The following is a 19,566-nucleotide window of genomic DNA, read 5'->3' as shown; positions in this document are numbered from 1 at the left end:
CGCCGACTACCATCCGTGCCACCAATCCCCTCCCCGTCCAGCCCTGCCCGCGATGGCCATCGCCCTGCACCTTTTCGGCGCGCCCTCGCTCGTGATCGACGGCAGCGCCGAGACCCTGCCGTTCGAGCGACGTCACCAGTTGCTGGCCTGCCTGGCGCTGCGCGGCGGCTGGGTGCCGCGCAGCGAACTGGCGGCGCTGCTGTGGCCCGAGCAGCCCGACAAGCTGGCCTACACCAATGTGCGCAAGGCCTTGCATCGGCTGCAGGAGCTGCCCTGGGCGCCGGCCATCGAGAGCCAGGGCAATGCGCTGAAGTTCGACGCCGCCACCGACGTCGCCGCCTTCGAGCAGGCGCTGCGCGAAGGCCGCAGCGCCGAGGCGCTGGCGCTGCGCCGCGGCGAGTTCCTGGCCGGCTTCGACGATTCGGCCAACGAGGCCTGGACGCAATGGCTGCAGCAGGAGCGCGACCGGCTGCGCAGCCTGTGGCGCGGCGCCGCGCTGGACCTGCTGCCCACGCTGGACGAACCCGCACGGCGCATCGCGCTATCGGCTGAAGTGCTCGGCCTCGATGCCTTCGACGAGGCGGCGCTGCGGCTGCATGCCCAGGCCCTGCTGCAGGCGGGCCAGCCGGCACGGGCAGCAGCCGCCTGGCAGGACTTCGTCGCGCGGCTGCGGCAGGAGCTGGAGGTCGAGCCTTCGGCCGAGCTGCGCGCCTGGCATGCGCAATGGTCGGGCCGCGCCGCCAGCGGCGTGCCGGCCGCAGCGCCCGCGGCGCCGCGCAGCGCGGCCGACGACGGCTTCATCGGCCGCTCGGCCGAGCTGCAGCGCATCCGCGCCTGGCTGCAGCCCGGCGGCTGCCGGCTGCTCACTCTGCTCGGCCCCGGCGGCATCGGCAAGACGCGGCTGGCCCGGCAGGCGCTCGACGAGCTCGAGGCCGGCCATGCCGATGGCGCGGTGTTCGTGCCGCTGGAAGACCTGCCAGACGCGACGCAGATCGCGCCGCGCCTGGCACGCGAAATGAGCGTCCCGCTGGCCGGCCGCGGCGAGGCGCTGGCGGAGCTGGTCGCCGCGCTGAAGCCGCGGCAGCTGCTGCTGGTGCTGGACAACCTCGAGCACCTGGCCGGCGCGCCCCAGCTGCTGGCCCGGCTGCTGCAGGCCTGCCCGGGCCTCACCGTCATCGCCACCTCGCGCGTGCGGCTGGCGCTGGCCGAGGAGCAGCTGTTCCCGCTGCAGGGACTGCCCTGCCCCGATGCCGAGGACGAAGACCGGCTGGAGGCCTTCGACGCCACGCGGCTGTTCATCCGCGCCGCACAGCGGGTGGAGCCGGGCTTCGCGCCGGCGGCCGAGGGCGCGGCCATCGCCGAGATCTGCCGCCTGGTGGACGGCCTGCCGCTAGCGCTGGAGCTGGCGGCGGCCTGGACCCGCGCGATGCCCTGCGCGGCCATCGCCGACGAGCTGCGCCGTGGCACCGAGCTGCTCAGCACCGCCGACCCCACGCGGCCGGCGCGGCAGGCCAGCATCGCGGCGGTGTTCGAGCAATCGTGGTCGCAGCTGGGCGAGGCCGAACGGCGCGCGCTGGCCGCGCTGTCGGTATGCCGGGGCGGCTTCAGTGCCGCTGCCGCGCGCCAGGTGGCCGGCGCCTCGCCGCCGGTGCTGGCCTCGCTGGCCGACCGCTCGCTGCTGCGCAAGGCCGACGGCGGCCGCCTGCAACTGCATCCGCTGTTGCAGCAGTTCGCGGCCGAACGCCTGGCGCCCGGGCCCGAGCAGCAGCAGGCGGCCACCGCGCACGCCGAGCATTACCTGAACCGACTGGCCACGCTGGCGCCGCTGTTGCGGCGGGCCGACCGCGAGGCGATGCGCGAGACCGACCTCGAGTTCGAGAACCTCCGCGCCGCCTGGGTCCATGCCGCCCAGGCCGGCCTCTGCGAGCTGATCGGCCGCAGCGCCGTGGGGCTGATGCACCACTGCGACCACCGCGGCCGCGCGGCCGAGGGGCGCGGGCTGCTGGCGGATGCGGCGCAAGCCCCCGCGCTGGCGCTGGAGCCCCGCGTGCAGGCGCGGCTGCTGGCCTATGCGGCACACCTGGCCTACCGGCTGGACCGCTACGAGGAAGCCATCATCGAAGCCGAAGCGCTGCTGGCCACCGAAGCCGGCAACGAAGACCAGCGGGCCTGGGCCCAATGCCATCGTCTGCTGGGCGCCGCGCACCTGCAGCTGGGCCGGCTGGACCGTGCCCGCATCCACTTCGGCCATGCGCACGAGGCGGCGGTCGAGTCCGGCGACACGCTCAGCGCCGCCGGCATGCTGGACAACCGGGCCATCGTCGAGAAGCACGCCGGCCGCTACGACGAGGCGCTGCGCCTGTCGCAGGCCGCGCTGGTGATGCTGCGCCGCGCCGGCGCGCACGCCAACATCGCGCTGTGCCTGAACCACCTCGGCACGCTGCACCTGGTGCGGCAGGACCTGGACGCCGCGCAGGCCCACTTCGAGGAAGGACTGGCGCTGTGCGAACGCGAGGGCCTGGTGGGCACCCAGGGCTACCTGCTGGCCAACCTGGCCGACACCGCGCTGGACCGCGGCGACCTGGTTCGCGCGCAGGCCCTGGCCGAGCGCAACCTGGCCGCGAGCCGCCTGCATGGCTACAAGAGCATCGAGATCTGGATGCTGCAGGTGATGGCCCGCCTGGCGCTGCGCCGCGGCCACTGGGCCGAGGCGCGCCAGCACACCGCCGCCGCGCTGCAGCTGGCGCTGGCGCTGGGTGCGCAGTCGCTGCTCAGCATCGGCCTGCTGCCGCTGGCCGAGACGCTGGAAGCCCAGGGCGAACGCCCGGCCGCACGCCGCGTGCTGGCGCTGGCGGCGCGTCACCCGCTCACCACCGCGCCGGACCGCGACCGCATGCGCCGGACGCTGGCGCTGTGGGGCGAGCCGGCAGACGACCCGCCGCTGATGCTGACGCTCGAAGAGCTCGTCCACCGCACGATCGCCGGCGCCGCCACGGGCTACGGCGCGCTGCTGGCGCCCCCCGCGGCCGGCGCGGCGGCCTGACCGGCGGCCGGTGTCGGGCTACATCAGCGCCACGCCCTTGACCTGCGCGTAGAGCAGGTCGCCCGGCGCCAGGTGCAGCGCATCGCAGCTCTTGCGGGTGATGCGCGCCAGCAGGTGCACACCGCGGCTGCCCGCCGGCGGCGGACCCACCGCCAGGCGCAGCAGCGCGGTGCCACCTTCGGCCTGCAGCGCTTCCAGCCGCACCGGCAGCACGTTCAGGATGCTGGTCTCGGCCGGCGGCTGGCGGGTGACGCTCACATCGCGTGCCAGCACCCGTGCGCGCACCCGTTCGCCGACAGCCTGCGGCGCGGCGCCCAGCCACAGCGTACCGCCGGCAAAGCCGATGCGCGACAGCGCGTAGGCCGTGTCGTGCGCCAGCAGCTCGGCCTCGATCACCACGCCGGCCTCGTCCTGGCGGCCCAGCGGCAGGTCCACGCGCGACAGCAGCTCGGCCAGCGGGCCGGCGGCGCGCACGCGGCCCGCGTCCATCAGCACCAGGTGGTCGGCCAGGCGGGCCACCTCGTCCATCGCATGGGTCACGTAGACGATGGGCAGCGCCAGCGTGCGGTGCAGGCGCTCCAGGTAGGGCAGGATCTCGGCCTTGCGCGCGGCGTCCAGCGCGGCCAGCGGCTCGTCCATCAGCAGCAGCTGCGGGCTGGTGGCCAGCGCGCGGGCGATGGCCACGCGCTGGCGCTCGCCGCCGGACAGCGTGGCCGGCCGGCGCGACATCAGCGCGCCAAGGCCCAGCAGCTCGACCACCTGGTCCAGCGCAATGCGCTGCGCCGATGTCGCGATGCGCCGCCGGCCATAGTCCAGGTTGCGCCGCACGTCCAGGTGCGGGAACAGCGCCGCTTCCTGGATCACGTAGCCCAGCGGGCGGCGGTGGGTCGGCAGCCAGTGGCCGCTGGCGTCGTCCTGCCAGCGCTCGCCCGCCACCACCACGCGGCCGGCGGCCCGCTCCAGCCCGGCCAGCGCCCGCAGCACCGTCGTCTTGCCGCAGCCCGAGGGGCCGAACAGCACGCTGACGCCCTGGTCCGGCAGCGCCAGCGACAGCTCGAGCGCGAAGCCCGGCCGCGCCAGGTGCAGCTGGGCCTCGATCATCGGGCGGCCTTCTCGCGCGGCGGCCGGTTCACCACGTACAGCGTGACCAGCACCACCAGCGCGAACACCACCATGCCGGCGGCCAGGCGGTGCGCATCGGCGAACTCGGTGGCCTCGACATGCTCGTAGATCGCCACCGACAGCACCCGCGTGCTGCCCGGGATGTTGCCGCCGATCATCAGCACCACGCCGAACTCGCCCACCGTGTGCGCGAAGCCGAGCACGCTGGCCGTCAGCAGGCCCGGCCGCGCCTGCGGCAGCACCACGCTGAAGAAGCGGTCCCAGGGGCCGGCGCGCAGCGTGGCGGCGGCCTCCAGCGTGCGCTCGGGGATCGCCTCGAAGGCCTGCTGCAGCGGCTGCACGACGAAGGGCATGGAGTACAGCACCGAGGCCAGCAGCAGCCCGCCGAAGCTGAAGGGCAGCCGGCCCCAGCCCAGGGCCTGCGTGAGCTGGCCCACCGGCCCCTGCGGGCCCATCAGCAGCAGCAGGTAGAAGCCCAGCACCGACGGCGGCAGCACCAGCGGCAGGGCCACCACCGAGGCCCACAGCGGCTTCCACGCCGAGCGCGTGCGGGCCAGCCACCAGGCCAGCGGCGCACCGACCAGCAGCAGCAGCACGGTGGTGCATGCTGCCAGCTGGGCCGTGAGGCGGATCGCGCTCCAGTCGGCCGGCGTCATCGGCGTGTCAATGCCCGTAGCCGTAGGCCTGGATCACGGCCTGGGCCGCCGGGCCCTTCAGGTAGGCCAGCAAGGCGGCCGCGGCGGCGCTCTTCTCGCCAGGCTTGAGCAGCACCGCGTCCTGCCGGATCTCGCCATACAGCGAGGCCGGCACGACCCAGTACGAGCCCGTCACCGGCTTGCCCGGCACCACCACCTGCGACAGCGCCACGAAGCCCAGTTCGGCATTGCCGGTGGCCACGAACTGGTAGGCCTGCCCGATGCTCTCGGCCGTGACCAGCCGGGGCGCCACCGCATCGGCCAGGCCACGCGCCTTCAGCACTGCCAGGCCGGCCTGGCCGTAGGGCGCGATCTTCGGGTTCGCGATCGCCAGGTGCGCGAACCGGCCCGTGCCGAGCACCGCCCCCTGGTCGTCGACGAAGCCCGGCTGCGCGCTCCACAGCACCAGCTTGCCGATGGCGTAGGTGAAGTTGCTGCCGGCCACCGCGTGGCCCTCGGCGATCAGCTTCTTCGGTGTCTCGTCGTCGGCGGCGATCAGCACCTGGAACGGCGCGCCGGCGACGATCTGCGCGTGGAACTTGCCGGTGGCGCCGGACGACAGCTTCAGCGTGTGGCCGGTGGCGGCCGTGAAGCCTTCGGCGATGCGGGCCAGCGGGCCGGCGAAGTTGGCGGCCACGGCCACCGTCACGTCGTCGGCGCGGGCGGCCGCGCCGGGCAGTGCCAGCAGCGCGGCGGCCAGCGCGCGCGCGGCGCGGGGGTTGATCGGCATCGTCCTGTCCTGCACGTTCATGCGGCCACGGCGAGCATCCCGCAGGGCGTCGCGTCATCGGCAGGGCCGGCTGCTGTGGTTCCGATGTATACGGGAGTTTATAACGAGGTGCCCGACACCCCAACCGGCGAAGCGCAGGCCGCCGGCCGCGCCGTCCGATGTCCTGCCCGGCTAGTCCCGCGCCTGCAGCGCCATCGCGAACAACCGCCCTTCCCCGCCGCGGTGCACGCCTTCGGCCTGCAGGCCCACGGCCTGCGCCAGCGCGCTCATGCTGCGGTTCTCGGGCAGCACCTCGCCGACCATGCGGCGCGTGCCGCTGGCGCGCAGGTGGCCGATCATCTTGCGCATCAGCAGCCGGCCCAGGCCCTGGCGGTGCAGGTCCGAGCGGATGATGATGGCGAACTCGGCCTCGTCGTTGTCCGGGTCGCTCACGGCGCGCACCACGCCGATGATGCGCGGCGTGCCATCGGCCTGCGCCCGCACCGCGACGAAGGCCATCTCGCGCGCGTAGTCGATCTGCACCAGCCGCGCCAGCTCGCTGCGCGGCATCTCGCGCCGGCTGCTGAACAGGCGCAGCCGCAGGTCCTCGGGGTCCAGCGACTCGAGGAATTCGCGGTGCATCGCCTCGTCCTCGGGGCGGATCGGGCGCAGCAGCAGCGGCGCGCCCTGCCAGGACACGGTTTCCTCCAGCTCGGCCGGGTACGGCAGGATCGCGAAGTGCGCGCGGCCGGCCGGTCCGTGCGGATCGATGCGGATGCGCGCGTCCAGCGCGATCACGCCCTGCTCGTCGGCCCACAGCGGGTTGATGTCGAGCTCGGCGATCTCGGGCAGGTCGGCCAGCAGCTGCGACAGCGCCACCAGTGCATCGGCGATGGCGTCCAGCTGCGCCGGCGGCCGGTCGCGGTAGCCGCCTAACAGTCTGGCGACGCGGGTGCGCGAGATCTGCTCGCGTGCCAGCGCACGGTTCAGCGGCGGCAGCGCGAGCGCGCGGTCGGCCACCAGTTCCACCGCGGTGCCGCCCTGGCCGAACAGCAGCACCGGGCCGAACAGCGGGTCGACGCTGGCGCCGACGATCAGCTCCTGCGCATGGGGCCGGCGCACCATGGCCTGCACGGTGAAGCCTTCGAGCCGCGCCTCCGGCCGCATGCGGCCGATGCGCGCGAGCATCGTTTGCGCGGCCTCGCGCACCGTCGCGGCGTCCTGCAGGTCCAGGGCCACGCCGCCGACGTCGGACTTGTGGCTCAGGTCGCGCGACAGGATCTTCAGCGCCACCGGAAAGCCGCAGGCCTGCGCGGCCTGCGCGGCGGCTTCCGCCTCGGCGGCGACGCGGCGGGTCTCGACCACCGGGATGCCGTAGGCCTGCAGCACCTGCTTGGCCTCGGCTTCGTCCAGCATCGTGCGGCCATCGGCCAGCGCGCGCTGCATCAGCGTGCGCGCGGCCTCGGCATTGCCCGCCACCACCGGGGCGGCACCGGGCGCCTCGATCAGCTGCGCCTGGTTGCGGCGGTAGGTGCGCAGCAGGCCGAAGGCAGCCACGGCGTCCTCGGGCGTCTCGAAGTCGGCGATGCCGGCCTCGCGGAAGATGCGCCGCGCATCGGCCACCGCGCCGTCGCCCAGCCAGCAGGCCAGCAGCCGGTGGCGGGCCTGGCGTGCGATCGGCGCGCAGGCGCGCGCGATGTCGTCGCTGCGCACGATGGCCGTGGGCGCGTGCACGAACAGCACCGCGCCGGCCGCGGGGTCGGCCAGCAGCGTGTTCAGCGTGTGGGTGTAGCGCTCGACCGGCGCGTCGCCGATGATGTCCACCGGGTTGCCGTGCGACCAGGTGCCGGGCAGGCCGGCGCCCAGGCGCTCGATCAGCGCAGCGCTGGGCTCGGCCAGCGGAATGCCGGCCAGCGCGGCGGCATCGGCCGCCATCACGCCGGCACCGCCGCCGTTGGTCATCACCGTCAGCACCTCGTCGCGGTTGGCGCCGAAGCGCGCCAGCGTCTCGGCGGCGATGAACAGCTGCTGCAGCGTGTCCACGCGCAGCATGCCGGCGCGGCGGAAGGCGGCGTCGTACACCGCGTCCGACCCGGCCAGCGCGCCGGTGTGCGAGGCCGCGGCTGCCATGCCGCGCCCGGCGCGCCCGGCCTTGACGACGATCACCGGCTTGTTGCGTGCCGCGGCGCGCGCGGCCGACATGAACTTGCGCGGCGCCTCCACCGATTCCAGGTACATCAGGATCGAGCGCGTCTTCGGGTCGCTGGCCAGGTGGTCCAGCAAGTCGCCGACGTCGACGTCGGCATGCTCGCCCATCGACACCATGCACGACAGGCCGATGCGGCGCGAGCGCGCCCAGTCGAGCACCGCGGTGACGATGGCGCCCGACTGCGAGACGAAGGCGATCTCGCCCGGCAGCGCCTCGGTGTGCGCGAAGCTGGCGTTCAGCCCCGCATGCGGCGCCAGCAGGCCCAGGCAGTTGGGGCCCAGGATGCGCAGCAGCGCCGGCCGCGCGGCGTCCAGCATGGCCTGCTTCTGCACCTTGTCCAGGCCCGCGGTCATCACCACCGCGGCCTTGCAGCCGCGCGCGGCCAGCTCGTTGATCACGCCCGGCACGGTGGCCGGCGGCGTGCACACCAGCGCCAGCTCGGGCGCCTGCGGCAGATCGGCGATGCGGGCGAAGCAGCGCTGGCCGTCCAGCTGCTCGTGCGAGGGGTTCACCGGCCACACTGGGCCGCCGAACTCACCGGCGCGGACATTGCGCCAGACGGTGGCGCCGACGCTGCCGGCGCGCGAGGAGGCGCCGACCACGGCCACCGAAGCCGGGGCCAGCAGGTATTCGAGGTTGCGGATGCTCATGGGGCGCGAGGTTAAGCGCCTCCCATGACGGCGGGCTTGCGATCACGCAAGCCGGGCCAGCAGGCGTTCGAGCATCAGCGCGGTCTCGGCCGGGCTGTCGAGGTAGAAACGGGCCTGCGTGGGCCGCGCGTCGCGGCCGATGCGCACCGTCAGCCAGTGCGGCGGGGCGCTGATGAACACCGGCTCGTCGTTGACATCGTCGCCGGCGAACAGCGCACAGCGCACGCCGCTGCGCGCCACCAGCGCCTGCATCGCATGGGCCTTGTCCGGTGCCTCGCGCGCCATCACGTTGACCACCATCTTGCCGGGGAAGATGCGCAGCACCTCGTCCTCGCGCCAGGACAGCAGCTCGAGGATCAGCGCCTGCGCCCTCTCGCGCTCGGGCGACTGGCGGTAGTGCAGCGCGATCGACTGGCGCTTGTCCTCCACCCACACGCCGCATTCGTCCAGCGCCGGGCGCTGCACGCGCAGCAGCGTACGCAGCGCATCGAGCGCCTGCGCATAGGCGGCGCTGGCCTGCGGGTCGAGCGCATCCTCCGCGCCATGGCTGCCGACCACGTAGCTCGGCTCGAAGCCGAGGCGGCCGCGCACATCGTCCACCGCGCGGCCGGTGACGATGGCCACCGGCAGCCGGCGCATCAGCGCCTGCAGCCGCTCGGCCACCGCGGGCGCGATGCGCGCGTCGTCCGGGTGCGGCACGATCGGCGCCAGCGTGCCGTCGAAGTCGAAGGCCAGCAGCGGCCGCTGCGCCAGCGCCTGCGACATCGCCACGTCGCCCTCGGGGCTGAACAGGTGCTGCAGGCCGGCGGGCGGCTCCAGCGGTGCCTCAGGCGGCATGGCGGCGCACCCGTGCTTCCACCCGCTCGCGCAGGCGCCAGCGGCCGGCGTCGGACAGCATGCGGCCGGCCCAGCGGAACACGTTGAACTCGTGCACCGTGCTGCGCAGGCTGGCCATGCGCTCGCGCTGCTCGGCGGCCGGCATGGTGGCCGCGCGCTGCAGCGCATCGGCCGTTTCTTCCACGTGATAGGGGTTCACGATCAGCGCCTCGGACAGCTCGCGCGCGGCCCCGGCGAAGCGGCTGAGCACCAGCACGCCCTGCAGATCGTCGCGCGCGGCGACGAACTCCTTGCACACCAGGTTCATGCCGTCGTGCAGGCTGGTGACGACGCAGATGTTCGCGGCGCGGCACAGCTCCATCACCGCGTCATGCTCGTGGTGCGTGGCCAGCAGGTGCACCGGCTGGTAGTCGTGGCGGCCGAAGCGGCGGTTGATGCGCTCGGTGACGCGCTGCACCCGGTCCTGGAAGCTGCGGTACTCGTCCAGCGCGCTGCGCGTGGGCGCGGCCACCTGCACGAAGACGAAGCGACCCACCCATTCGGGCCATTTCTCCAGCAGGCGCTCCACCGCGTTCAGGCGTTCGAGGATGCCCTTGGTGTAGTCGAAGCGGTCGATGCCCAGCGCAATGCAGGCGTCGGCCGGCAGCTTCAGCCGCTCGATCACGCGGCGGCGGCATTCGTCCACCGGCGCCCAGGTGGCGACCTCGGCCTCGCCGGGCCATTCGATCGAGATCGGGTAGCTCTCGACGTAGGTCTCCTTGCGGCGGTAGGCGATGGTCGAATGCTCGTGCTCGATGCGCGCCTCGAGGAAGCGGTCGACGGTCTCGATGAAATTCTTGCAGTGGAAGCGGGTGTGAAAGCCGAGGATGGTGCTGCCCAGCATGCCGGTGAGGATCTCGCGCCGCCAGGGGCAGATGCCGAACGACTCGGGGTTCGGCCACGGGATGTGCCAGAAGGTCAGGATGGTGGCCTTGGGCAGCTTCTCGCGCACCATCGCCGGCAGCAGCGCGAAGTGGTAGTCCTGCACCAGCACCACCGGGTCCTCGCTGCGCGCCTCGGCCACCACCGCATCGGCGAAGCGCTGGTTCACCTCGCGGTAGGCGGCCCAGTCCGATTCGCGGAACACCGGCCGCACGTGCGCCACGTGGCACAGCGGCCACATGCCTTCGTTCGCGAAGCCGTAGTAATAACCCGCTTCTTCCTCGGCCGTGAGCCAGATGCGGCGCAGCCAGTAGGCGTCCTCGCCCGGTGGCACGCGCACGCGGTCGGCACGGTCGACCACCTCGCGGTCGGCGCTGCCGCTGCCGTGCGCGATCCACGTGCCCGAGCAGGCGCGCATCACCGGCTCCACCGCGGTGACCAGGCCGCTGGCCGGGCGCTTGACGATGACCTGCCCGTCGCTACCCTTCTCGTGGATGTAGGGCTCGCGGTTGGAGACGACGATCACCTGGTCGCCGCTCAACTGCGAGCGCAGCAGCGCGCGCAGGCGGTCGGCGTCCCAGGCCAGGTCCGGGCCCAGCGCGCGGCGGTATTCGTCCTCCAGCTCGCGCAGCCGCTCGCGCAGGTCGTGGGCGAACGGTGCCAGCTCGGGCGCCGGCAGCAGCGGCTTGAGCAGGCCTTCGCCACGCATGATGGCGCGCACGCCGTTGACCCAGCCGCGCCAGCTCAGCTGCGCGACGACCACCGTGATCACCGCGATCACCAGGCCCAGAACGGTGATCAGCCCGATCAGGTAGCGGCGCGTGTCCTGGCTGCGCCGGTCGATGAAGCTCATGTCGTGCAGCAGCACCAGGCGGCCCATCAGCATCTGCGGCATCTCGGCCGGTGCCGCGGCGGCAGCCGCGTCCGCCGGTGGCGGCGCCGGGTCCGGCAGCGCACTGCCGGGCGGCAGCGCGTCGGCACCATCGACCTGCGTCACCGGCCCACCGCGGGCCGGCGGCGCGGGTGCCGGTGTCGGTGCCTGCCCGAAGATCTCCTGCATGCCCACGTGCACGCCGCCGCCGGCCAGCGCCAGCTGGGGCGTGGCGCGCTGCGAGATCTCCAGCGCCTGCGTGCAGTCGAGCTGGGCCGGGTAGCGCTCGGTGGCGGCCAGCAGCCGGCCGTCGGGCCCGCACAGGGCCAGCGCGAACAGCCGCTCATCTTGCGCGGTACGTTCCAGCAGGTCGCGCAGCCGCTGCATGCGGCCGGCCGCCAGCGCGTCGGCCACGCTGTCGGACATCGCATTGGCCACCAGCTGGCCGCGGCTGTTGAGGTCGCGACTGAACCAACGCAGCGTGACCTGGTCCATCAGGGGCACTGCCAGGTAGGAGGCGCCGATCAGCGTGGCCACCAGCGGCAGCAGGAATCGCAGTTGCAGTCGGATGGTCTTCAATGCCATTCCGGCCCTTCTACTGCGAGGATGGCGGGGAATTTTATGCTCATCCAGGTTCCGAGTACCGAGTCGACCCACAAGTTCAACCATCGATCCGTTCTCCCATGCAAACACCTAGCCAACCCGGGGCAAGCGGCATGCCTGCCCGGCCGCAGGCTGACCTGGCCCTGGCCCTGATCGGCAACTGCGGCATTGCCGCGCTGGTGCACGACAGCGCGCGCATCGTCTGGTGCTGCCTGCCGCGTTTCGACTCCACGCCGGTGTTCGACGCGCTGCTCGACAGCGCCGATGGTCTGCCCGAGGAAGGCGCGATGACGATCGAGTTGCAAGGGTTGGCCCGTAAGGTGCAACGCTATGAACCCAACACCGCGATCGTGCGCACCGAGCTGTGGGACGACCAGGGCCAGGGCATCGAGGTGACCGACTTCGCGCCGCGCTTCGTCAACCGCGACCGCGTGTTCCGGCCCGCGCAGCTGGTGCGCCGGGTGCGGCCGCTGCAGGGCCGGCCGCGTGTGCGCATGACGGTCAAGCCACGCGCGCAATGGGGCACCGCGCCAGTGGCGCTGACGCGCGGCAGCCACCACCTGCGCTTCGTGCTGCCCGACCAGGTACTGCGGCTGAACACCAGCGTGCCGCTCACCTACGTGGTCGATGGCACCTGGTTCACCTTGAGCCGGCCGGTGGCGCTGCTGCTGGGCCCGGACGAGACGCTGGGCGGCGACGTGGACGACACCGCGCGCGAGTTCGAGGAACTCACCGCCAGCTACTGGCGCCACTGGACACGCCGGCTGGCGGTGCCGCTGGAGTGGCAGGACGCGGTGATCCGCGCCGCCATCACGCTGAAGCTGTGCCAGTTCGAGGAGACCGGCGCCATCGTCGCGGCCATGACCACCAGCCTGCCCGAGGCGCCGAACAGCGGCCGCAACTGGGACTACCGCTTCTGCTGGCTGCGCGACGCGTTCTTCGTGGTGCGCGCGCTCAACAGCCTGTCCGAGATGGGCACGATGGAAACCTACCTCGGCTGGCTGTACGAGGTGGTGCGCGGCGCCACCACCGGCCATGTGCAGCCGCTGTACGGGCTGGGGCTGGAGCACGCGCTGCCGGAATCCACGGTCGCTCATGTCGCGGGTTATCGCGGCATGGGCCCGGTGCGGGTGGGCAACCAGGCAGCCGAGCATTTCCAGCACGATGTGTACGGCGGCATCGTGCTCGGTGCGGCGCAGGCCTTCCACGACCACCGGCTGCTCAAGCGCGGCGACCTGCACGACTTCCTCGCGCTCGAGGCCATGGGCGAGCGCGCCTGGGTACTGCACGACCAGCCCGATGCCGGCATCTGGGAGCTGCGCACGCGGGCCCGGGTGCACACCTCCTCGGCGCTGATGTGCTGGGTGGCCTGCGACCGGCTCGCCCGCATCGCCCGCGTGCTGGACCAGCCCGAGCGGCAGAAGCTGTGGCACGCCCGCGCCGCGACGATCCGGGCGCTGATCCTCGAGCAGGCCTGGAATCCCGAGCGCCAGGCCTTCGTCGAAAGCCTGGGCGGGCGCGACCTCGATGCCAGCGTGCTGCTGATGTCCGAGGTGGGCTTCCTGCCGCCGCAGGACCCGCGCTTCATCAGCACCGTCGATGCGATGGAGCGCTCGCTGGTCGACGGCAACTTCATGCGCCGCTACGAGGCCGCCGACGACTTCGGCAAGCCCGAGACGGCGTTCAACATCTGCTCGTTCTGGCGCGTCGACGCGCTGGCGCGCATCGGTCGCTACGGCCAGGCGCGCGAGGCCTTCGAGGCGCTGCTGGCCGCGCGCAACCCGGTCGGCCTGCTGAGCGAGGACCTGGCGCCCGCCACCGGCGAGCTGTGGGGCAACTTCCCGCAGACCTACTCGATGGTGGGCATCATCAACGGCGCCACGCGGCTCTCGGCGCCGTGGGACACGGCGGTATGAATCTCGCGCAAGGGCTCGAGGCCTGGGGCCCGGCGCTGCTGGCCGCCGGGCTGGGTGCGCTGCTGGCCTGGGTGGCGCACCGCGTGCTGCGGCCGCTGGCACTGCGCCTGGGCAGCCGCACGGTGCTGCTGGCGTCGGTGCTGCGGCGCATCGACGCGCCGCTGGCCTGGCTGCTGCCGGTGCTGGCGCTGCAGTTGGTGTGGCAGGGTGTCGACGACGCGCTGCGCGGCATCGGCGCGGTGCGCCATGCCAGCGCGCTGGCGCTCATCGCAGCATGCACCTGGACGCTGGCGGCCGCGGTGCGCGGCGTGGCCGAAGGCGTGATCGCGCTGCACCCGGTGGACGTGGCCGACAACCTGGCGGCGCGGCGCGTCAACACGCAGACCCGCGTGCTGGGGCGCATCGCGGTGGGCGTGATCATCACGATCGGCCTGTCGTTCATGCTGATGTCGTTTCCCGAGGCGCGGCAGGTCGGCGCCAGCATCCTGGCCTCGGCCGGCGTGGTGGGACTGGTCGCGGGCATTGCCGCGCGCTCGGTCTTCAGCAACCTGCTGGCCGGCCTGCAGATCGCGATGGCGCAGCCCATCCGCATCGACGACGTGCTGATCGTCGAGGGCGAATGGGGCCGTGTCGAGGAGATCAGCGCCACCTACGTGGTGCTGCGCATCTGGGACGAACGGCGCCTGATCATCCCGCTGCAATGGTTCATCGAGCACCCGTTCCAGAACTGGACGCGGCGCGATGCCGCGCTGCTGGGCACGGTGATGCTGTGGCTGGACTTCGGCACACCGCTGGCCGCACTGCGCACGGAGGCGCTGCGCCTGTGCGAGCGCGACCCGAACTGGGATCGCCGCGTCTGCGTGGTGCAGGTCACCGAGACCAGCGAACGCGCGATGCAGGTGCGGGTGCTGGTCAGTGCCGCGTCATCGGGTGCCTGCTTCGACCTGCGCTGCGCGGTGCGCGAAGGCCTGATCGCCTTCCTGCACCAGCACCATCCGCAGGCGCTGCCGCGGCTGCGCGCCGAACTGCCGCGCGAGCCGGCTCAGGCCTTGGGCACGTAGCCCAGCACCGCCTTCACTTCCAGGAACTCGGCGAAGGCGTGGTCGCCCCATTCGCGGCCATTGCCCGACTGCTTGAAGCCGCCGAAGGGCGCCATCAGGTCCGGCGCGGCGCTGTTGATGTTGACCTGGCCCGCGCGCAGGCGCGACGCGACGCGGCGCGTGGCCTCGACATCGGTGCCCGACACGTAGGCCGCCAGGCCATAGGGCGTGTCGTTGCCGATGGCCACCGCCTCGTCCACCGTGTCGTAGGGCAGGACGGTCAGCACCGGGCCGAAGATCTCCTCGCGCGCGACGATGTTCTGGTTGTCCTTCACCACCAGCACGGTGGGCTTCACGTAGTAGCCGGTCTCCAGGCCCGCCGGCTTGCCGGGGCCGCCGGCCACCACGGTGGCGCCCTGCTCGATGCCCTTGTGGATGAGCGTCTGGATCTTGTCCCACTGCGTGGCCGAGATCACCGGGCCGACGCTCGCGCCGCTGTCGGGCGCGCCCACCGTGGTGGCCTCGGCCGCGGCCTTGGCGATGGCCAGCGCCTCGTCGAGCCGCTCGCGCGGCACCAGCATGCGCGTGGGCGCGTTGCACGACTGGCCGGAGTTGCTCATCACGCTGCGCACGCCGGCGGTGACGGCGCGCTTGAAGTCGGCATCGGGCAGGATGATGTTGGGCGACTTGCCGCCCAGTTCCTGGTGCACGCGCTTGACCGAGGGCGCCGCGTTGCGCGCCACTTCCACGCCGGCGCGGGTGGAGCCGGTGAAGGACACCATGTCCACTTCCGGGTGGCTGGCGATCGCCGCGCCCACCGTCGGCCCGTCGCCGTTGACGAGGTTGAACACGCCAGCGGGCACGCCCGCGGCATCGAGGATCTCGGTCCAGACCTGGGCCGAGAACGGCGACAGCTCCGAAGGCTTCAGCACCATCGTGCAGCCCACCGCCAGCGCCGGCGCCACCTTGCAGGCGATCTGGTTCACCGGCCAGTTCCACGGCGTGATCAGGCCGCACACGCCGATCGGCTCCTTCACCAGCAGCGTGGTGCCGCGTTCCTCGCGGAAGTGGTAGTTCTTCAGCACCGCCAGCGCCGTCTGCAGGTGGCCCAGGCCCATCGCGGCCTGCGCCTTCTGCGCCAGCGCGGCGGGCGCGCCCATCTCTTCGGTGATGGCGGCGGCCATGTCGGCATAACGCTTCTGGTACTCGGCCACGACACGCTCGAGCAGCGCGATGCGCTCCTCCACGGAAGTCTGCGAGTAGCTCGCGAAGGCGCGGCGTGCGGCCTTCACCGCGGCATCGACATCGGCGGCCGAGCCCATCGAGATGCGGCCGGCCGGCTTCTCGGTGGCGGGGTTGATGACGTCCAGCGTCTTCGCGACGGCGGGCTCGACCCAGCGGCCGTCGATGTAGAACTTCAGGTATTCGCGCATGAGTGTCTCCTGCGGGACGGTGTCGGGATGGATGCGATCGATTCTAGGCCGCGCCCCCCGCTAAGCTTGTCACCGGGGTGATGCTTTCCAGGAGCCCGGGATGAGTGAAGAACGCAAGCTCTGCGTGGTGACCGGTTCGTCTTCCGGCATCGGCGCGGCCACCGCGCGGCTGTACGCGAAGAACGGCTGGAACGTGGTGATCAACTACTCGCGCGCGGCCGCGCCGGCCGAGGCCGTGGCCGATGAATGCCGCGCGTTCGGTGCCGAGGCCCTGGTGGTCAAGGCCAACGTGGCCGACGATGCCGATTGCCGCCGGCTGGGCGCCGCCGTCGAGGCCCGCTTCGGCCGCGCCGACGTGCTGGTGAACAACGCCGGCACCACCAGGTTCGTGCCCGCGCAGCAGCTCGAAGGCCTGCAGGCGCAGGACTTCCACGACATCTACGCGGTCAACGTGATCGGCGCGTACCAGATGGTGCGCGCGCTGCAGCCGCTGCTGCAAGCCTCGGGCCACGGCGGCATCGTCAACATCTCGTCGATCGCGTCGATGATGGGCCGCGGCTCCTCACTGGCCTACATGGCCAGCAAGGGCGCGCTGAATGCGCTGACGATCGGCCTGGCGCGCGCGCTGGGGCCGGCGATCCGCGTCAACGCGATCGCGCCGGGCCTGGTCGAGACGCCGTGGCTGCAGCAGGGCCTGGGCGCGGAGCGCTATGCGGCCAATGTCGTGGGCTACAAGCAGATCGCCGCGCTGGACGCGGTGATCGCGCCCGAGGACGTGGCCGATGCCGCGTGGTTCCTGGGCGCCTGTGCGCCCAAGACCACCGGCGAGGTGCTGCTGCTCGATGCCGGCCTGCGGCTGACGCGCGGCTGAGCGCGCCTGCGGCGCCTGGTCAGGGCGTGCTGCGCGCGGCCAGCCGCACCGGCTCGGCCGGTGCCGGCTGCCACTGCGCGCGCGCCAGCTCCGACGCGCCCTGGCGCACCTGCTCGGGCAGATTGCCGTAGTGCATGCGCGCCAGCGTGCGGGCGCCTTCGAACGAGGCGGTCCAGTCGACCTGCGACAGCTCGCTGGTGCCGGACATCACGCGCTCGTCGAGCGTCGGGATGTGCGAACCGGCGGTCAGCGCGGCAGCGCCGCTCAGGGCCAGGATCACGGCCACGGCGGGGGCGCGGGCCAGTGCGAGACGGGTCTTCATGGCGGGGGTCTCCGTGAGGGCGAGGACACCCGCTGTTACGGCAGCGTCGGCCGCGCCTTGAGCCCGGCGCAAGCGCCGCGTCCCGCCCTGCCACGGATGTCACGATCGACAGCGCCCCCAAACGAACAAGGCACCCGGAGGTGCCCTGTGGAGCCAGGCCCCGCAGGGTCCCTGTCAGCGCGCCGCGACGCAGGCCCGCGTCAATGGTTGACGATGTCCGCGCGGCGGTTCATCGCCCAGGCCGACTCGTCATGGCCGGGCGCGCGCGGCTTTTCCTTGCCCCAGCTGACGGCCTCGAGCTGCGAGTCCTTCGCGCCGTAGAGCTTCAGCACCTTGAGCACCGCCTGCGCGCGGCGCTGGCCCAGCGCCAGGTTGTACTCGGCGCTGCCACGCTCGTCGGTGTTGCCTTCGATGCGCACATTGGCGCCGGGCTTGGCCGACAGCTGCTTGCCCTGCTGCTCGAGCATCGGCATGAAGTCGTTCTTGACGGTGAAATCGTCGAAGTCGAAGTAGACGCTGCGCTCGCGCTCGTTGGCCGCCATCGTCGTCGTCGGCTGGGCGACCACCGGCTTCACGGTGCTGACGGCCGGCGCCTGCGTGGCCGGCTGCGCGGGCTGCACCGCGGTGGGCGTGACGGTGGCCACCGGGGCGCCCTTGTCTTCGTTCAGCGGCGTGCTGGAACAGGCGGCGAACAGGGCTGGCACCAGGGCCAGGGCCAACAGGGAAGTGCGCATGAGAGGAACCCCCAAACACGGTAGCCAATGACGGCCGGGAGCCTAGCACATGGGTCTGCGCCGCGGCACCAAGCCGAGCGTCATGGAGGGGACTTGCCCTGCGCCGCGCCAAGCCACCGGCCAGCTCGACACGACAATATTTCAACAAATATACTTTCTCGGCCTGTGACGACTCGAGCTCGTGACGGGCGACCAGGAGTTCATGCCCTGCTTGGAGCCCCGCGCGGGGCTCCTTTTCTTTGCACCTCTAGCCGTGCGGCTGCGCATCCTGACGCGGCGGAAGCCGGCGCAACTGGATCTGCGCGAGCGTGGCGTACAGGGGCCTCGACAGGACTCTTGAGATTCCGCTTGCGATGAGCGCACAGGCCATGAGGCTGAGCACCATCGCGTGACCATCCACCATTTCCATCACGATGATGAACGAGGTAAGAGGCGCCTGGGTAGCCGCGGCAAGGAACCCCGCCATTCCCAGCGCGATCAGGGTCGCAGCATGGGGATACGCAGTCAGCTGGGCCACGTCGTTGCCCAGTGCTGCGCCGATGGCCAGGGACGGCGCGAAGATGCCGGCAGGAACGCCGGACCAGGACGTGAGCCAGGTCGCCAGGAACTTGAAGAGAACGTAGACCGCGGGCACGTGTTGCTGACCTTCCAGCATCGCCCGCGTGTAGGCATACCCGCTGCCAAAGGTCGCGCCATCGGTGGTCACGCCGATCATGGCGACCGCCAGACCACAGGCCACCGCGAACGACACCGGCCGCGCGAGCCGCCACCGGCTCAGCCCATCGGCCGAGCCGCCGCTGAGTGATGCAATGAGCAGACGCGCGAACAGCGCGCCAGCGACGCCGCTGCCCACCGCCACGAGCAGACCCGGCAGCAGCAACGAAAGCCCGACGGCCGGGACATGGATGACCCCGAAATAGGTGCCATTGCCATAGGTCGACACAGCCATCAGGCCGGCCAGCACGATGCCCGAGATGAGCAGGCCGCTGCTGCGTTGCTCTGGCGTGCGCGAGAGTTCCTCGATCGCGAACATGACCCCGCCCAGCGGGGTGTTGAAGGCCGCTGCGATGCCCGCTGCGCCGCCGGCCACCAGCAAGCCGTGCTCGGTCACGGCCGATCGCCTGGGCAGCCACCGCCTGGCGCCATGCATCACGCCGGCGGCTATCTGGACGGACGGGCCTTCGCGGCCGAGCGAGAGCCCGGCCAGCAAGCCCCAGGCAGTCAAGACGATCTTCGCCAGCGTCAGCTTGATCGAAACGAACAGGGGACGGCTCGACGTGTCAACCGATGTGTCGAGCGCTGCCATGACCTGGGGAATGCCGGATCCGGTCGCACCAGGAAAATGGTGCCTGGTCAGCCAGACGATGGCGCCGGTGCACATTGGCGTCCACAGGAGTGGAGCCCACCACCAACGCGTTTGGATCGAAAAGAACGCCTCCAACGCGCGTTCGGTCAGCCAGGTGAATGCGACGACAGTGAGGCCCGCGGCAGCGGCCACGGCAATCACGATCGAGCGTGCCAACCAGAGTCGCCAGTCGGAAAACTCGCGGCGGAAGGCCGCGGCAATGCGCAGGTCGTGCTTCATGCTTC

Annotated in this window: 14 protein-coding genes; 4 read left to right on the top strand and 10 right to left on the bottom strand. The window is 72.1% G+C overall.

What is annotated here, in order from left to right:
* Positions 1–52: 52 nt before the first annotated feature.
* A complete protein-coding gene (locus ACILR4_RS14250; RefSeq protein WP_395701528.1) occupies positions 53–3,043 on the top strand; it encodes an ATP-binding protein in 2,991 nt (996 codons plus the stop codon).
* An 18-nt stretch (positions 3,044–3,061) separates the two neighbouring features.
* Here ACILR4_RS14250 and modC read toward each other — a convergent pair whose 3' ends face one another.
* From modC to ACILR4_RS14220, 6 genes are all read right to left on the bottom strand, one after another.
* A complete protein-coding gene (modC, locus tag ACILR4_RS14245; protein WP_395701527.1) occupies positions 3,062–4,144 on the bottom strand; it encodes a molybdenum ABC transporter ATP-binding protein in 1,083 nt (360 codons plus the stop codon).
* The gene (gene modB / locus ACILR4_RS14240) at positions 4,141–4,821 is read right to left on the bottom strand and encodes a molybdate ABC transporter permease subunit (protein ID WP_395701526.1); all 681 of its coding nucleotides are present in this window, start codon (positions 4,819–4,821) and stop codon (positions 4,141–4,143) included. The genes modC and modB overlap by 4 nt, the downstream gene beginning before the upstream one ends.
* Before the next feature lie 7 nt (positions 4,822–4,828).
* A complete protein-coding gene (gene modA / locus ACILR4_RS14235) occupies positions 4,829–5,590 on the bottom strand; it encodes a molybdate ABC transporter substrate-binding protein (protein ID WP_395701525.1) in 762 nt (253 codons plus the stop codon).
* A gap of 171 nt (positions 5,591–5,761) precedes the next feature.
* Entirely contained in the window at positions 5,762–8,428 is a 2,667-nt protein-coding gene (locus ACILR4_RS14230; protein ID WP_395701524.1) for a bifunctional acetate--CoA ligase family protein/GNAT family N-acetyltransferase, read from the bottom strand.
* Between the two features lie 42 nt (positions 8,429–8,470).
* A complete protein-coding gene (otsB, locus tag ACILR4_RS14225) occupies positions 8,471–9,265 on the bottom strand; it encodes a trehalose-phosphatase (RefSeq protein ID WP_395701523.1) in 795 nt (264 codons plus the stop codon).
* The gene (locus ACILR4_RS14220) at positions 9,255–11,642 is read right to left on the bottom strand and encodes a trehalose-6-phosphate synthase (protein WP_395701522.1); all 2,388 of its coding nucleotides are present in this window, start codon (positions 11,640–11,642) and stop codon (positions 9,255–9,257) included. Before ACILR4_RS14220 ends, otsB begins: the two co-directional genes overlap by 11 nt.
* Before the next feature lie 98 nt (positions 11,643–11,740).
* On the opposite strand from ACILR4_RS14220, the gene ACILR4_RS14215 reads away from it, so the two are divergent.
* Together ACILR4_RS14215 and ACILR4_RS14210 are read left to right on the top strand one after the other, a co-directional pair.
* Complete coding sequence (locus tag ACILR4_RS14215) at positions 11,741–13,576, top strand: glycoside hydrolase family 15 protein (protein ID WP_395701521.1); 1,836 nt, start codon at positions 11,741–11,743, stop codon at positions 13,574–13,576.
* Positions 13,573–14,637, top strand: a complete 1,065-nt coding sequence (locus ACILR4_RS14210; RefSeq protein ID WP_395701520.1) for a mechanosensitive ion channel family protein — start codon at positions 13,573–13,575, stop codon at positions 14,635–14,637. Before ACILR4_RS14215 ends, ACILR4_RS14210 begins: the two co-directional genes overlap by 4 nt.
* Here ACILR4_RS14210 and ACILR4_RS14205 read toward each other — a convergent pair.
* Positions 14,619–16,049, bottom strand: coding sequence for an aldehyde dehydrogenase family protein (locus ACILR4_RS14205; RefSeq protein ID WP_395701519.1), 1,431 nt, complete (start codon positions 16,047–16,049; stop codon positions 14,619–14,621). The genes ACILR4_RS14210 and ACILR4_RS14205 overlap by 19 nt on opposite strands.
* 100 nt (positions 16,050–16,149) lie before the next feature.
* Between ACILR4_RS14205 and ACILR4_RS14200 the strand changes: the two genes are divergently transcribed.
* Positions 16,150–16,920, top strand: a complete 771-nt coding sequence (locus ACILR4_RS14200; protein WP_395701518.1) for an SDR family NAD(P)-dependent oxidoreductase — start codon at positions 16,150–16,152, stop codon at positions 16,918–16,920.
* A gap of 19 nt (positions 16,921–16,939) precedes the next feature.
* Here the strand turns inward: ACILR4_RS14200 and ACILR4_RS14195 are convergent, their stop codons facing one another.
* The 3 genes from ACILR4_RS14195 to ACILR4_RS14185 all read right to left on the bottom strand — a co-directional run bounded on the left by ACILR4_RS14195 (position 16,940) and on the right by ACILR4_RS14185 (position 19,561).
* Positions 16,940–17,242, bottom strand: a complete 303-nt coding sequence (locus tag ACILR4_RS14195; RefSeq protein ID WP_395701517.1) for a hypothetical protein — start codon at positions 17,240–17,242, stop codon at positions 16,940–16,942.
* A gap of 200 nt (positions 17,243–17,442) precedes the next feature.
* On the bottom strand, positions 17,443–17,976 hold the full coding sequence (pal, locus tag ACILR4_RS14190) for a peptidoglycan-associated lipoprotein Pal (protein WP_395701516.1): 534 nt from the start codon (positions 17,974–17,976) through the stop codon (positions 17,443–17,445).
* 247 nt (positions 17,977–18,223) lie between these two features.
* The gene (locus tag ACILR4_RS14185) at positions 18,224–19,561 is read right to left on the bottom strand and encodes a chloride channel protein (protein ID WP_395701515.1); all 1,338 of its coding nucleotides are present in this window, start codon (positions 19,559–19,561) and stop codon (positions 18,224–18,226) included.
* Positions 19,562–19,566: the final 5 nt, after the last annotated feature.

Origin of the sequence: Aquabacterium sp., from assembly GCF_044226965.1 — a bacterium.
In the GTDB taxonomy this organism is placed as follows: domain Bacteria; phylum Pseudomonadota; class Gammaproteobacteria; order Burkholderiales; family Burkholderiaceae_C; genus Pseudaquabacterium.
Note: the sequence above shows the minus strand (reverse complement) of the source record. Positions and strands in the feature narration are given on the sequence as shown.